We start from the raw sequence: 14,545 nt of genomic DNA, 5'->3' as shown, positions 1-14,545 counted from the left end.
AGCGCCGCCGGTCTCCCCGCAAAACGTGGCGCTACCAGAAAGGGCCGGTCAATGACCGGCCCTTTCTAAGTCTTATTGGCAAGGTTACTCCGCGGCGACTTTGATCACCGGTTCCATCCGCGCCAGAATGTCTTCGGCCAGATGGCATTTCACCTGATGCCCATCTGCCAAGGTCTGCACCGGCGGAACATGTGACTCGCAACGCCCATCCGGCACTTCGGATTTCCAGCGGCATCGTGTCTGGAACGGGCAGCCCGGCGGCGGGTTCATGGCTGAGGGAATATCACCTTCAAGCACGATATGCTGCTTCTCGACCGAAGTATCGGCGATTGGAACAGCGCTCAAAAGAGCTTCGGTGTAGGGGTGATAGGGCGGGGCAAAAACCTGATCGGTCGTGCCCAATTCGACTACATGACCCAGATACATGACCATGACCCGGTCACTGAGATACCGCACGATGGACAGATCGTGGCTGATGAACAGCAAGGTGGTTTTATGCTCTCGTTGGATTTCCATCAGCAGGTCGGTCACAGCTGCCTGCACCGACACGTCCAGGGCCGAGACAGGCTCGTCCGCAACCACGATACGAGCATCACCCGCAAAGGCGCGCGCAATGCCCACGCGCTGTTTCTGACCACCGGACAACTGGCGCGGCATCCGATCCGCAAATGCACGCGGCAGCTTCACCAGATCCAGAAGCTCCAGCATCCGCTTCTTGCGCTCGGCCTCAGAGTTTCCAACCCCAAAAATCTCGAGCGCTCGAATGATCTGACGCCCGACGGTCATCGAGGGGTTCAAGGTGTCAAACGGGTTCTGGAACACCATCTGAACTTCGCCAACCGTCTTGGCATCCCGTTCTTCGATGGGCACCTGTTCGATATTCCGATTGTCCAACAGGATTTGACCATCCGTGGCCGTTTCCAGCCCCATGAGCACCTTGGCAAAAGTAGATTTGCCGCAACCGGATTCACCCACGATGGCCAGCGTCTCGGATTCATGTGCTTCGAAACTGAGCGTTTCGTTGGCTTTCACAACTTTCGTCTCGCCGCCACCGAACAGAGCGTTTGCCGCAACCTCATAGTATTTCTTGAGGTTGTCCATTTTCAAAACAGTCCGCCCGATTTCGCCTTTCTCTTTCTGTTCGCCTACCGTGATCGGTGCGTTCCAGTCGATCTCTTGGAATTTCAGACAGCGCGTATGGTGCCGGTCATTTCCCGGCACAGCCTCCATCAGAATGTCTTTTGCGTCGCAGCGCCCCTCTTCGAAGTAGTCGCAGCGCGGGCCAAAGTTACACCCCGGAGGCCGCTCATGGGGTAGGGGGAAGTTGCCGGGGATGGCCACCAGCGGACGCGAATTCTTGTCGGCCCCCGGCAGCGGGATCGACCGGAACAACGCCTGTGTATAAGGATGCTGCATCTCGTCGAACACATCCTTGATCGAGCCACGTTCGACCGCTTCGCCCGAATACATCACACACAGCCGGTCGCAGGTTTCCAGAACCAGCCCGAGATTGTGCGAAATGAACAGCATAGAGGTGCCGTATTTCTTGCCCAGATCCTTGACCAGCTCAACAACGGCGGCTTCGACTGTCACGTCCAAAGCTGTTGTTGGCTCATCTAAGATCAGCAGCGCCGGTTTCGACATCAGCGCCATCGCAATCACAATGCGTTGCTGTTGACCGCCAGAAAGCTGATGCGGGAAAGAATTCAGCATTCGCTCCGGGTCAGGCAAGCGCACATCCGTCACCACTTCCAGTGCTCGTGAATATGCTTCTTCCGCACTGACGCCTTCGTGGATCATCGGGACTTCCATCAGCTGTTTGCCGATCTTCATCGCCGGGTTCAGCGATGCCATCGGCTCCTGATAGATCATCGCGATTTCGTTGCCGCGAACATCGCGCAACTCTTCCGCCGACATTTCTGAAAGATCCCTGCCTTTGAACTTGATCGTCCCTCCGACGATCCGACCGTTCTTGCCAAGATCCTGCATGACACCCAACGCCACGGTTGACTTACCGCACCCGGATTCACCGACCAATCCCACAGCCTCGCCGGGCTGCACACTGACTGAGAAATCCATCACGGCGGGAATTTCCCGCAGGCGGGTAAAGAATGAGATAGACAGCTTGTCGATCTCCAGGATCGGGCCGTCATAATCCGCCATTTTGCTCATCTTGTTTACTCCTCACCAAATGCGGGGATCCCCTTCATCTGGCTAAAAATACCTCGGGGGTCCGGGGGCAGAGCCCCCGGCCTCGATCACATCAGTCCTTCAGGCTTTCTTCGCGCAGACCGTCAGCCAGCAGGTTCAGACCCAGAACCAGCGACAGCAGGGCAAAGGCAGGCGGAAGGGCAGGGTGCAGGTAGATCGACAGAAGCTTACGCCCCTCGTTGATCGTCGAACCCCAGTCCGGGCTTTCAGGTGGAAGGCCCAGTCCGAAGAAGCCCAAGGTTCCCAGCAGGATGGTCGTGTAACCGATACGCAGACAGAAATCGACGATCAGTGGACCACGAGCGTTGGGCAGGATTTCCCACAGCATGATGTACCACGGTCCTTCGCCACGAGTTTGCGCCGCCGCGACGTAATCACGGGTTTTGATGTCCAGCGCCAGACCCCGCACGATACGGAACACCGTAGGCGAGTTCACAAAGACCACTGAAACGAACACTACCAGAATACCGCCCGGAATGTCGAACAGATCCAGATATGTCGGCAGGCCCCAGATGCGATAGTCATCGGTATTAATCACATACCCACCGGTCGAAATCAGCGATAGGTACAGCCAGACCGTGATCCCCAGCACCGCCACCAGAAGCGGCGTCCGGAATTTCGGACGTGTATAGAACCGAGAGTTCAGCAAAACTGCCAGGAACAGGATCGGGAATACAAACAGCACCGCGGCCATATAGTTCGGTACCCCAGTCGCGACGATCTCGGGCGTTACCAGAAGGTAGAACAGCAGGATCACTGGGAAGGCAAGGATCAGGTTGGCCAAGAACGACAGGAACGTGTCCAGACGACCGCCATAATATCCTGCGGGCAGACCCAGAGTGATGCCGACCATGAAGGCAAACATCGTGGCAAGCGGCGCGATTTGCACCACGATCCACGCGCCCTTTACCATTCGGCTGAAGACGTCGCGGGCCAGATTGTCACCGCCCAGCAGGTACCAGGCATATTGCCCGTCTTCCAGATTTGGCAGAGGCGTGCCAGGTACCTTGTTCTTCATGCCCGAAAGCTGCGTCAGCGGGTCATGCGTCACAATCATGTCCATTGCGCCGAAGATGCCGGTAAACACCCAGAACATCACAAGACCGAAACCGATCATGCCGATGGGGCTGTCATAGAGTTTGCCGTACAATCCAAGACGCCGTTTAAAGGCGATGGACGACGCAAACATGATGATCAGCGCTACCCAAACAGGCAGGAACTGTTGCGACATCGCGCCGATGATCCCTGCATTGGTCCCCATAAAAATGCCCAGCAGCAGATACGCAACCGACAATCCGACGCTGGCCAGAAAGCTGTAGTGAAGCGCCGTTTGGATGAGGCCTCGCAGCCCACCGCTTGAACTGACAGAGCCATCCGAGTTTACGGTGATCTGCTGTTCAGGCAAAAAGATACTCGCGACGATCCAGACTATGATCGAAAGCGCCAGTGCGGCGAGTGCGAGCAACAGGATTGGATTCAGGAAGGCGATAGAGCCGGTCCAGGTAAGTGGTTCCATAATCTATCCCTCCTTAAGAAATGCGAATGCGCGGGTTAAGGTAGACATAGCCGATATCCGAAATCAGCTGAGTCAACAGAACCACAAAGACCGACACGACCGAGATCGCCAGCAGAAGCTGAATGTCGTTGTTGCCCGCCGCCTGAACCAGTGCCCAGCCAAAGCCCTTGTAGTTGAAAAGGGTCTCGACGATCACGACGCCATTCAGCAGCCACGGGAACTGCAGCATGATGACGGTGAAGGGCGCGATCAGCGCGTTGCGCAGCGCGTGTTTCATGACGATGTTGCTGAAGGACACCCCCTTGAGCCGCGCGGTCCGGATGTATTGCGCGGTCATCACCTCGGTCATCGAGGCGCGGGTCATGCGGGCGATATAGCCCATCCCGTAAAGTGAGATGGTCAGTACCGGCAGGAAGAAGTTCTCGAAAGTCGGGTTTTCCATCGCTGATGTCGCTGTTCCCTTGAACCATTTTAGTCCAACGGTCGACGAGGTGAAAATCGCGATGAAGATCACGCCCGACACGTATTCAGGCGTCGCGGTCGTGATGATAGAGAATGTCGACAGCGACCGGTCCAACGCGGATCCTTCGCGCATCCCAGCCAGAACTCCGACTAAAAGTGCAGACGGAACCATCAGGACCAAAACCCAGAACATGAGATAGCCGGTGTTGCCAAGACGGACGCCGACGATCTTTCCGACCTCATCCTTGAAGACAGTGGAATACCCCCAATCCCCTTGCAGGACGCCGCAATAGCGGGGCGTATCTTCTTCGGTCAAACCGGGACGCACACAGGTGCCCTGGAATGTGCCGTCTTCCAGTGTTTTGGTGAAGCCCGGCATCACGCCAAGCCACTGACCATACTTGATCAGCGTTGGCTGAAGGTAGCCACGATTCCCCAGCCATGTTTCGACCTGCTCGTCAGACATCCGCTGGTTGCCTTGCGTTTTGGCAAGCTTTTCAAGGTTCGGGTAGAGGTTGGTCAAAAAGAAGACCACGAAAGTCAGGCAGAGTGCTGTGAGTAGCATCACGCCAAACCGTCGGAGGATAAAAAGTCCCATGTTGGCCCCTGTTGTTCGGGTGTTCCGCAGATCAGTGGACCATTTTCTGGCCTCGGACATCCGACCCCGTGTCGGCAGGTCTGCGGCTGGAAAGGGGCGCCCAATCAGGCGCCCCTTGTGAGAAGCAGGCTGGCGTTAAGCGGCCCAGCCCCACTTGTAGTGATGATGTTCGAACGACACGTGCATGTCAGTACCGACCAGACCATCTTTCATATGGCGATAGAGCGCACGCCAATAGGGCTGGATGGTTACACCTTCTTCCTGGATCAAGGCCTCGCCCTTGGCGACGACTTCGCGGCGCTTGTCCGCATCTGCGATCGCCAGAGCTTCCGTCAGGATTGAGTCGAACTCGGCGTTGGACCAGCCAAATTCATTCCACGCTTCGCCTGTCCGATAGGCCAGTGCCCAGATTTGAACACCAAGCGGACGGTGGTTCCAGTTGGTCGAGCTGTAGGGGTACTTTGCCCAGTCGTTCCAGAAGGTGTTGCCCGGCAGAACGGTCCGCTTGACCTTGATCCCCGCGTCGCGCAGCTGCGCGGCCACGGCGTCGGTTGTGTTCCGGCGCCAGTCGTCGTCGATCGAGATCAGCTCATGTTCGAAATCGGCCATTCCGGCCTCTTCCATAAGGGCGCGTGCACCCTCAGGATCCACTTTCTGCGGTGGCAGTTCGTAATAATCTGGATGAATCGGGCCGACATGGTGGTTTTCGGCAGGCGTGCCGCGGCCACCAAAGCCCAATTCCAGGCAGACCGAATTGTCAACGGCCATTTGCAAAGCCTTACGCACGCGCTTGTCCGCGTAGACTTGCTTGCCATCAATTTCGGCCAGCTGGTTCGGCCGGATAACAATGGTGTTCATCGTGACCACTTCGGACTTCACATAGCCAAGTCCGTCCATCACGTCGATGAACTCGCCAACTGATTCATACAGCATGTCGACTTCGTCGGACTCCAGTGCCGCCAGCCACGCTGACGGGTCGGTTCCATAGTCGGTGTATACGATGCTGTCCAAAGCAGGGCGACCAAAGACCTCTTCTCCCCACCAGGTGTGATCTTCGTTGCGCGTCAGAACCGCTTTCACACCGACTTCCAGCTCACTCATCAGGTAGGGGCCCGTACCGACGTTGTTCAGCAGGTCAGTTTCGCTGAATGAGCTGTGTACGATCGCAGCCGGATAGTCAGCCATACCTGCGATCAGCGAGATATCAGAAGCAGGCAGGTTCAGCTTAACGGTGTTGGCGTCGACAACTTCGATCCCGCCTTCCACGGCCTGACCTGTATCTGCGTCAACCAGCGTAGCAAAACGACCAGCCATCGAGTTGGTTTCCGAACTCTTGTCACACCAACGTGCGATGTTGCGGGCCACGTCATCAGCGGTGAAATCATCGCCATTGTTCCACTTGACGCCCGAACGGACTTTCAGAGTGTAGACCGTTGCGTCTTCGTTGACTTCCCAGCCTTCCAGCAACATGCCGCGGAATGTCCCGTCCGAGTTGTACTCGACCAGATATTCCAGCGTCCCGCGTGAGACGTTCGCGATTTGCGACCAGTCATAAGTGCGCGGATCTTTCAGTGCGCGTACTTCTTGTTGAACGCGAATGGTTCCGCCTTCTTTCTTGGCGTCTTCGCCTTCGGCTTGAGCAGGAGCGGCAAGGCCGATCATGCCATATGCAGCGGCTGCGGTAACGCCCAGACCGGTGGCACGGGTCAGGAACTCACGGCGGCTCAGCTTGCCGTCACGGTATTCCTGTGCGTGCATCTCGGCCGCCCAGTGTACCTTGTCATTGGTGGTTACGTCATTCGTCATAGATGTCTCCCTGTGACATTAGATTTTGTTGATTGATTATGGTTCTACGCGACCCGGTTTTTACCGGTCGCCAGATTGAAGGGTTTTGATTTTTGGTTTCTGTGCATCCCCATGACGGTATTCGGCACCAGAATTCCGCCAACGTCAATGTTCGAATTCGTCATTAAACGTTCAAAAACGACATTCTCGCCAAGTTGAACACGTGGTCTGTCGTCATTAGACGGTAAAGATTCGAGCGCGGCCGTTGTTAAGGGTCACTTGTGGATTTGAAATAAAATCATTAAAAACAGTGTCTTGACGGCGCTTAAGGAGATCATCCCAGCAACGTTAATGTGCTTGGTATCATGGTGAGATTTCGACGTGATTCCATTCTTTCATGCGCGCCCGAAACCAGGTGCGCTGACGCTTAGCGAATTGCCGTGTCGCAATCGTTGCGCGTTCACGAGCCTGATCCAAGGTCATTGACCCGTTCAGGTAGGCCCTGAGCTCGGGTACGCCGATGGCTTTGCACGCGGGCAAGCTGGGGTCAAAGCGTCCCTGCATGGCGCGCACTTCCTCGATGGCACCTTGATCCAGCATCTGATCGAATCGACGCTCTATTCGCGCCAAAAGCCAAGCCTTATCAACGTCGAAGACAATTGGCACTGTGTCGCTTAGGTTCAAAACCGGTGGTGGCGTGTCGACCTGCCAAGACAGCAGGCTTCGTCCGGTGGCGCGTTGCACTTCCCAGGCGCGTTGCACGCGAGCCCGGTTTTGTGTGTCCAGACCGGATCGCGTGTCGCTGTCTATTCCGTCGATTAACTTTTGCAGCGGTATCTGGTCCGCCTCAGACCGGATCGCTTGGGGCGTGGCCGGGATCTGTGCCATGCCCTCGGTCAACGCGGTAAAGTACAAACCGGTGCCGCCCACGATGATTGGGCGCTTGTCCCCGGTCAGCAAAGGGATCACCTCGCGCAGCCAATGACCTGTTGAATAATCCTGATCATATGCGACATGACCATAAAGGCGATGCGGGGCTCGGGCCTCTTCTTCGGCGGATGGTCGGGCAGAGACAACGCGCCAGCAATCATAAACCTGGCTGGCATCCGCGTTAACGATCACACCGCAAAACCGTTCGGCAATCTCAAGCGCTAAAGCAGACTTTCCTGACGCCGTCGGGCCCGCAATCAGCACCGGTTTGTCGTCGGGGATGGCGGGTAAGTGTCGAAATAATTGCGCTGTTGATTGCTGGGCCATGTGCGGTTGCCTCGATCCTCACCAACCGCATTGAACCTGCGGAGCTTTTGCTTCATTTTGCGCCGGAAATTAACCCCGTGCCAGCCCGGAGCGCAATATGAGCCTTTCCCCTTCATCAGAAACCGCAGAAACCCCGAAAACCAAGTATAACAGAGTTATGCTGAAAATCTCGGGCGAAGCATTGATGGGGGATCAGGGATTCGGCTTGCACCCGCCAACCGTTCAGCGCATCGCGCAAGAGGTGAAATCGGTTCACGATCTGGGCGTTGAGATCTGCATGGTCATCGGCGGCGGCAATATCTTCCGTGGCCTGAGCGGATCAGCTCAGGGCATGGAACGAACCACGGCAGATTATATGGGCATGTTGGCCACGGTTATGAACGCGCTGGGAATGCAGTCGGCACTGGAAGAAATCGGGGTGTTCACGCGTGTGATCTCGGCCATTCGTATGGATGAGGTGTGCGAGCCGTACATTCGTCGCCGCGCCGTGCGCCACCTTGAGAAAAAGCGGGTCTGTATTTTTGCAGCCGGAACCGGTAACCCTTATTTTACTACGGACACCGCCGCCACCCTGCGTGCCAATGAAATGGCGTGTGAGGCGATCTTTATGGGCAAGAACGGTGTTGATGGCGTATACGACAAAGACCCCAAAGAACATGCTGACGCGGTACGCTATGATACCGTCTCATACGATGATGTGCTGGCTAAGCGACTGCGTGTTATGGATGCCTCGGCGATTGCGCTGGCGCGGGACAACAACCTGCCCCTGATCGTTTTCGGCTTGGATGAGCCCGGTGGTTTCCGTGGCATTTTGGCGGGCGAGGGGACGTACACCAAAGTTCAGGGCTAAATCCCGTTCCAACGCGCGATGTAAACCTCGGGTTCTTTCCGGGGTTTTCTTTTTTTTGCAGCGACTTGACGGTTATGGAAGCGGCTGTCTAAGTACTACTGCTCTTTCTTATCAAAGAGCTGCCGTGTGGTGCGCCTTTCTTCGGCGTAACAACAGGCTGGGCTGGAAGACCTGCCATGATTTCTGAGGTGTCTGGAAACATGAGCGGGCATCTCATTGATCTGACTGCAAAAACTAAGGAGCAAAGAGGCATGAGCTCTCTTGATATCGATTTTGTTCGGGCGCAATTCCCAGCTTTTTCCGAACCCAGCTTGCAAGGTCAGGCTTTTTTTGAAAACGCCGGTGGGTCGTACACGTGTCAACCGGTGATTGACCGACTGACGCGGTTCTACACGCAACGCAAAGTTCAGCCTTATGCGCCTTACGAGGTCAGCCGTTTGGCAGGGGCCGAAATGGATGAAGCACGAGCGCGTATGGCCGCAATCCTGGGGGTCGACACCGATGAGCTAAGTTTCGGCCCTTCGACCACGCAAAATACCTATGTTTTGGCGCAGGCGTTCCGGCAATGGATGAAGCCCGGCGAAGCCATCGTCGTGACCAATCAGGATCATGAGGCAAATTCTGGCCCTTGGCGTAGATTGGCCGATGAGGGGATCGAAATTCGCGAATGGCAGATTGACCCTGAAACCGGTTCGTTAAAGCCCGAAGACCTTGAAAATATGCTGGACGAAAGGGTGCGTCTGGTCTGTTTCCCGCATTGTTCAAACGTTGTAGGTGAGATCAATCCAGTGACGGAAATCACCGCAATTGCCCACGCGGCAGGCGCGTTTGTCTGCGTTGACGGCGTTTCGTACGCCCCGCATGGTTTTCCGAATGTTGGTGACCTTGGGCCAGATATCTACCTGTTTTCGACTTATAAAACCTATGGCCCGCATCAGGGCTGCATGGTCATCCGACGCACAATAGGAGAGTTGCTTCCCAATCAGGCGCATTATTTTAACGGTGACGTTTTGTATAAACGGTTCACCCCGGCCGGTCCGGATCACGCGCAGATCGCTGCCTGTGCGGGCATGGCGGATTATGTGGAATTGCTGAGTGCGCACCATGGCGGGCCGATCTCTGATGCCGCCGCACAAGGCGCTTTTGTACATGACCTGATGCGCGGTCAGGAAGTGTCCTTGCTGCAGCCGGTGCTGGACGCGGTCAAGGATCGCAACGCAGTGCGTTTGATCGGCACATCTGACGCCACTCGGCGCGCGCCAACAGTTGCGATGTCGTTAAATCGACCGGCTGAAACTGTTGCCGCAGAGTTGGCGCAACACGGCGTTATGGCAGGTGGCGGAGACTTCTATGCCGTGCGCCCGTTGCAAGCCATGGGGGTTGACCCGGCACAGGGCGTGCTTCGGGTCAGCTTTACGCATTACACATCGCAACAGGAAATTGATCAACTTTTAGAGGCGCTTGAACGCGTTTTGTGATCCATTATCCCTGAGCCTTCGTATACGAAGAAAACAGCAGGGCAAACATGGCACACGGGCAAACTCCGATCATTTTTTGGTTCCGGCGGGATCTGCGCCTGTCGGACCATCCAGCCTTAACAGCAGCGGCTGAGAGTGGTCGCCCGGTTATTCCGGTCTTTGTTTGCGATGACCTTGTTGGACGCCTGGGTTCGGCACCAAAATGGCGTCTTGAGTTAGGATTGGGCGCGCTTGCCGAGGGATTGGCGCGACTGGACAGCCGTTTGATCCTGCGAAGCGGAGATGCGCTGGCTCAATTGCAGAACTTAGTGGCAGAGACCGGCGCCACTTCGGTCTATTGGTCGCGTTCTTATGATCTGGCCTCGATTGAGCGTGACACAGAGATCAAGGCCGCGTTGACCGAGCAAGGTGTGACAGCCAAGTCCTTTGCCGGGCATTTGCTGTTTGAGCCTTGGACAGTCGCAACCAAGGCCGGTCAGCCCTTTCGCGTTTACACCCCCATGTGGCGCGCGGTTCAGGGCCGGGACGTTCCTGCGCCCGCTGCGAAGGTGACGCGTTTGCAATCACCTGACACCTGGCCTGCAACTGAGGATCTGAACGCGTGGCAGATGGGGCGTGCAATGAACCGGGGCGCAGCCGTTGTGCGACCTTTCGTTCAACCTGGCGAGCAGGCCGCCCGCGATCATCTGGACGAGTTTCTGGACCGCGTTTCAAAGTATTCCAGCCAGCGTGACCGGCTGGATCAGGACGGAACATCGAACTTATCTGAATACCTGTCGCTGGGCGAGCTTGGCCCGCGCACGGTTTGGCACCGGGTCCACCAAGCTGCTTTGATGGGGGTTTCGGGCACCGAGGCTTTCTTGCGTCAGTTGGTGTGGCGTGAGTTTGCCTATCACCTTATGTACCACACGCCGCATCTGCTAAGCGACAATTGGAAGCCAGAATGGGATAGTTTTCCGTGGAACACGGACCCCGAACATCCGGACGTTATTGCATGGACACAGGCCAGAACCGGTATCCCTGTGGTCGATGCTGGTTTGCGCCAGATGTATGTGACAGGCCGGATGCACAACCGGGCGCGGATGATCGTGGCCAGCTATTTGACCAAGCATCTGATGACACACTGGAAAATCGGGATGCAATGGTTCGAGGAGTGCCTGATCGACTGGGATCCGGCCTGCAACGCGATGGGATGGCAATGGGTGGCGGGTTCTGGCCCTGATGCCGCGCCGTTTTTCCGGATTTTCAACCCTCAGACGCAGGCTGAGAAATTTGACCCGGACGGCGCTTATCTGAGGCGCTGGATTGCCGAAGGCCATAGAAAACCCAGCGCAACGGCCCGTTCCTATTTTAAAGCGGTCCCCCGGTCCTGGAACCTGCACGAGGACGCAGACTACCCAGCGCCAGTTGTTGCTTTGGCAGAGGGTCGAAGCCGCGCGCTTGGCGCTTATGAAAGCCGAAAAACCCACTAAGGAATTGAAAACTTGCCAGAAACAAAATCGCGGCCTAGCTTAATATCGACACCGCAAAGGGGAGAGCGGATGATCCTGACGACGACTGAAGGGCAAAAAGACTTGCCCAGATATTTTGCTCAAGTTTTCAAGATGCTGACCAAAATGGAATACGGGCGGCTTGATATCGTTTTACCCGATGGTCGCACATTCCGCGCCGAAGGAGCCAAGCCGGGGCCGGTTGCTGAGGTCCACGTTCATGACGGCGATATCTTTGCGCGCCTGGTACGAGAGGGCGAGTTGGGCTTTTCCGATGCCTATCTGGATGGCCACTGGAGCACGCCCGACCTGCGCTCGTTCATGGACCTTGTGCATCTGGGATCCGAGACCGTGTATGACGGGTTTACCGGCAAATTCCTAGTGCAAGCCTACGAGCGGCTTCGGTTCTGGTTGCACCGTAACAACCGGACGCAGGCGAAAAAGAACATCTCGTACCACTACGATCTGGGCAATGATTTCTACAGCCTTTGGCTGGATGAAACCATGACCTATTCCAGTGCGATTTTCGAGACCGGGCAGGAGAGTTTAGAAAAGGCACAGACCGCCAAATATGCAAGCCTTGTGGATGAGATGGGCGTCAAACCCGGCGATCATATTCTGGAAATCGGCTGCGGCTGGGGTGGGTTTGCGGAATATGCGGCCAAAGAGCGTGGTCTGCGTGTGACCTGTCTGACCATCAGCCAGGAACAGTTTAAATTCGCCAAGGAACGCATTGACAACGCAGGATTAAATGGTCAGGTGGAGTTCAAGTTGCAAGACTATCGCGACGAAAAGGGCTTGTATGACGGTATTGCTTCAATCGAGATGTTCGAGGCAGTGGGTCAAAAGTACTGGCCGGTCTATTTCGAAACTGTTCGTGACCGGCTGAAGCCTGGCGCACAAGCGACATTGCAGATCATCACCGTGGGCGATCATCGCTGGGACTATTACAAGAACGGTGTTGATTTCATTCAGAAATATATCTTCCCGGGGGGTATGTTACCGTCCCCCTCGATCCTGCGGCAGCAGATCGACCAAGCCGGATTGAGCGTGGTTAAATCCAAAGAGTTTGGCAAAAGCTATGACCTGACACTGCGCCGCTGGTACGAGACGTTCAATTCCAAGTGGGACCAGATCGCTGAAATGGGTTTTGATGAGCGTTTTCGCCGCATGTGGAATTATTATTTGACCGCATGTGGCGCGGCCTTTGACACAAGCAATTGTGATGTGACACAGATCACCATAGCAAAACCAAGTTAACGAACGGACCGTCATATGCCCACTGCCTCGCGTCTTGTTGCCGCTGTTTGCCTTGTCGTGCTGGCCTTCATCGTCTCAGGGATGATCATCGACAATGGTGAAGAAGGTAAGGACTATGGGTACTTTACCTATGTAAACATGGCGCTTGGCGCGGCCTGTGGCTGGACAATCATGGGCAAGCGCGCCGGACGAGGATGGACGGCGGGCATCAACAACGGCCTGACAGGTGTTGCGTCGTTGGTATTTTGGGCCTTGTTCGTACAGGGCTGCTACGAGATGTTCCGCCTTGCCATGCGCAATAGATATGGCGGTCCGTTTGAGGCGGTCATGGCCATTTTCCAGATTGGTATCGAGTATGGCAAGTTGCTGATGGTCCCCGAAATTTTGATCGCATTTGCCGTTGGAGCAGTTGTCGCTGGTCTGGCCACTGAACAGGCCCATCGCCAATGGCGCTGATGCGAAGTGCCACCTGAGAGATTGAATTTGTCTGATTTGTTTTTCTACGGAACGCTTCGGCATTTACCCTTGCTTGAACGCGTTCTGGGACGTCCGCTACAAGATATTTCCGTTCAATCGGCGGTTCTGCCTGATCACGCTGTTCACGCAGTGAAAGGGCAGGATTTCCCGATGATCCTGCCTTTGTCTGGCGACAGCGCGCATGGCGTGTTTGTTCAGGATTTGTCGTCTGAGGATCTGGCCAGGTTGGCATTTTATGAAGGAGCGTTCGACTACGACCTGACCCCTGTGACAGTTGATCTGCGCGACGGAAACAAGCGTGAGGCAAAGGTCTTTTTTCCCGCACCCGGTAGTTGGGAACCGGATGGACAATGGTCTTTGCAGGGATGGGCAGACAGGCTGGGTGACATCACGGCTTTGGCCGCTGAAGAAGAGATGGCGTATTTTGGCAGGATCGAGCCTGAGGTGATGGCAGGTAACATTCGCGCCATTCAAACCCGGGCTTGGGCCAAAATTCTTGCGGACAAACGGCGCACAGGCGACCCAAGAGATACAAATAAGGATGTCATCGTGCATCGTCACGATCGCGCCTATGTCAACTATTTCGGGATGGAGGAAGTCGACCTTCAACACCGCCAGCATGATGGTTCAATGGGGCCTGTGCTGCATCGGGGCAGCTTGATGCAAGGTAGTGCCGTGTCCGTTCTGCCCTACGACCCGGCGCGGGATACGGTGCTTGTGGTCGAACAATTCAGGCCACCCGCTTTTTTGATTAACGACCCCGAACCGTGGCTTTGGGAGGCCGTGGCAGGGATGATAGACCCGGGCGAAGAACCCGAACAGGCCGCGCATCGTGAAGCAATGGAGGAAGCCGGTGTAAAATTCGATCGGTTGGAATACGCGGGTGGGGCCTATTCCTCAAGCGGGTCATCCACCGGCTTCATGTATCTGTATGTCGGATTGGGAGATTTGACCCATACGACAAACACCGGCGGTCTCGATACCGAAGGCGAAGACATTCGCAGTCAGATCCTGCCTTTCGACGCGTTCATCGACATGGCAGACCGTCATGTTTTCAAGGACGTACAATTGGTTGCTCTGGCTTACTGGCTGGCCCGTCATCGCGACAGGCTGCGTGTATGACTATCACGCTTGTGGTCACGGCGGCGCGGCTGTAAATCT

At 55.8% G+C, this 14,545-nt stretch carries 11 protein-coding genes; 6 read left to right on the top strand and 5 right to left on the bottom strand.

Going from position 1 to position 14,545, the window contains the following annotated elements; genetic code table 11:
- Positions 1-84: 84 nt before the first annotated feature.
- The 5 genes from GOV85_RS01790 to miaA all read right to left on the bottom strand — a co-directional run bounded on the left by GOV85_RS01790 (position 85) and on the right by miaA (position 7,829).
- Positions 85-2,172 carry an ABC transporter ATP-binding protein gene (locus tag GOV85_RS01790; RefSeq protein ID WP_171174422.1) on the bottom strand — a complete coding sequence of 696 codons (2,088 nt, stop codon included), beginning with the start codon at positions 2,170-2,172 and terminating at the stop codon, positions 85-87.
- 91 nt (positions 2,173-2,263) lie between these two features.
- Positions 2,264-3,727, bottom strand: a complete 1,464-nt coding sequence (locus GOV85_RS01785) for an ABC transporter permease (RefSeq protein WP_171174420.1) — start codon at positions 3,725-3,727, stop codon at positions 2,264-2,266.
- A gap of 13 nt (positions 3,728-3,740) precedes the next feature.
- Positions 3,741-4,787, bottom strand: a complete 1,047-nt coding sequence (locus tag GOV85_RS01780) for an ABC transporter permease (RefSeq protein ID WP_171174417.1) — start codon at positions 4,785-4,787, stop codon at positions 3,741-3,743.
- Positions 4,788-4,922: 135 nt separating this feature from the next.
- On the bottom strand, positions 4,923-6,593 hold the full coding sequence (locus GOV85_RS01775; RefSeq protein WP_171174416.1) for an ABC transporter substrate-binding protein: 1,671 nt from the start codon (positions 6,591-6,593) through the stop codon (positions 4,923-4,925).
- Positions 6,594-6,935: 342 nt separating this feature from the next.
- Complete coding sequence (gene miaA / locus GOV85_RS01770) at positions 6,936-7,829, bottom strand: tRNA (adenosine(37)-N6)-dimethylallyltransferase MiaA (protein WP_171174414.1); 894 nt, start codon at positions 7,827-7,829, stop codon at positions 6,936-6,938.
- Positions 7,830-7,926: 97 nt separating this feature from the next.
- On the opposite strand from miaA, the gene pyrH reads away from it, so the two are divergent.
- The 6 genes from pyrH to GOV85_RS01740 all read left to right on the top strand — a co-directional run bounded on the left by pyrH (position 7,927) and on the right by GOV85_RS01740 (position 14,506).
- On the top strand, positions 7,927-8,679 hold the full coding sequence (gene pyrH / locus GOV85_RS01765) for a UMP kinase (protein ID WP_171174412.1): 753 nt from the start codon (positions 7,927-7,929) through the stop codon (positions 8,677-8,679).
- Positions 8,680-8,930: 251 nt separating this feature from the next.
- Positions 8,931-10,157 carry an aminotransferase class V-fold PLP-dependent enzyme gene (locus tag GOV85_RS01760; protein ID WP_171174409.1) on the top strand — a complete coding sequence of 409 codons (1,227 nt, stop codon included), beginning with the start codon at positions 8,931-8,933 and terminating at the stop codon, positions 10,155-10,157.
- Positions 10,158-10,204: 47 nt separating this feature from the next.
- Positions 10,205-11,629, top strand: a complete 1,425-nt coding sequence (locus GOV85_RS01755; RefSeq protein WP_171174407.1) for a deoxyribodipyrimidine photo-lyase — start codon at positions 10,205-10,207, stop codon at positions 11,627-11,629.
- A 69-nt stretch (positions 11,630-11,698) separates the two neighbouring features.
- On the top strand, positions 11,699-12,907 hold the full coding sequence (locus GOV85_RS01750; RefSeq protein ID WP_171174405.1) for a cyclopropane-fatty-acyl-phospholipid synthase family protein: 1,209 nt from the start codon (positions 11,699-11,701) through the stop codon (positions 12,905-12,907).
- 15 nt (positions 12,908-12,922) lie between these two features.
- Entirely contained in the window at positions 12,923-13,363 is a 441-nt protein-coding gene (locus tag GOV85_RS01745; RefSeq protein WP_171174403.1) for a TrgA family protein, read from the top strand.
- A 27-nt stretch (positions 13,364-13,390) separates the two neighbouring features.
- Positions 13,391-14,506: an NUDIX domain-containing protein gene (locus tag GOV85_RS01740; RefSeq protein WP_171174401.1), complete on the top strand. Its 1,116-nt coding sequence runs from the start codon at positions 13,391-13,393 to the stop codon at positions 14,504-14,506.
- Positions 14,507-14,545 lie beyond the last annotated feature (39 nt).

The sequence above is a fragment of the Ruegeria sp. HKCCA4633 genome, assembly GCF_013034605.1.
Classification (GTDB): domain Bacteria; phylum Pseudomonadota; class Alphaproteobacteria; order Rhodobacterales; family Rhodobacteraceae; genus Ruegeria.
The sequence above is the reverse complement of the archived record's forward strand: the minus strand, read 5'-3'. Positions and strand labels throughout refer to the sequence as shown.

Bases quoted from the DNA above. Each gene is read 5' to 3' on its own strand.
- GOV85_RS01790 (WP_171174422.1), bottom strand. From the start codon at position 2,172: ATGAGCAAAATGGCGGATTATGACGGCCCGATCCTGGAGATCGACAAG.
- GOV85_RS01785 (WP_171174420.1), bottom strand. From the start codon at position 3,727: ATGGAACCACTTACCTGGACCGGCTCTATCGCCTTCCTGAATCCAATC.
- GOV85_RS01780 (WP_171174417.1), bottom strand. From the start codon at position 4,787: ATGGGACTTTTTATCCTCCGACGGTTTGGCGTGATGCTACTCACAGCA.
- GOV85_RS01775 (WP_171174416.1), bottom strand. From the start codon at position 6,593: ATGACGAATGACGTAACCACCAATGACAAGGTACACTGGGCGGCCGAG.
- miaA (WP_171174414.1), bottom strand. From the start codon at position 7,829: ATGGCCCAGCAATCAACAGCGCAATTATTTCGACACTTACCCGCCATC.
- pyrH (WP_171174412.1), top strand. From the start codon at position 7,927: ATGAGCCTTTCCCCTTCATCAGAAACCGCAGAAACCCCGAAAACCAAG.
- GOV85_RS01760 (WP_171174409.1), top strand. From the start codon at position 8,931: ATGAGCTCTCTTGATATCGATTTTGTTCGGGCGCAATTCCCAGCTTTT.
- GOV85_RS01755 (WP_171174407.1), top strand. From the start codon at position 10,205: ATGGCACACGGGCAAACTCCGATCATTTTTTGGTTCCGGCGGGATCTG.
- GOV85_RS01750 (WP_171174405.1), top strand. From the start codon at position 11,699: ATGATCCTGACGACGACTGAAGGGCAAAAAGACTTGCCCAGATATTTT.
- GOV85_RS01745 (WP_171174403.1), top strand. From the start codon at position 12,923: ATGCCCACTGCCTCGCGTCTTGTTGCCGCTGTTTGCCTTGTCGTGCTG.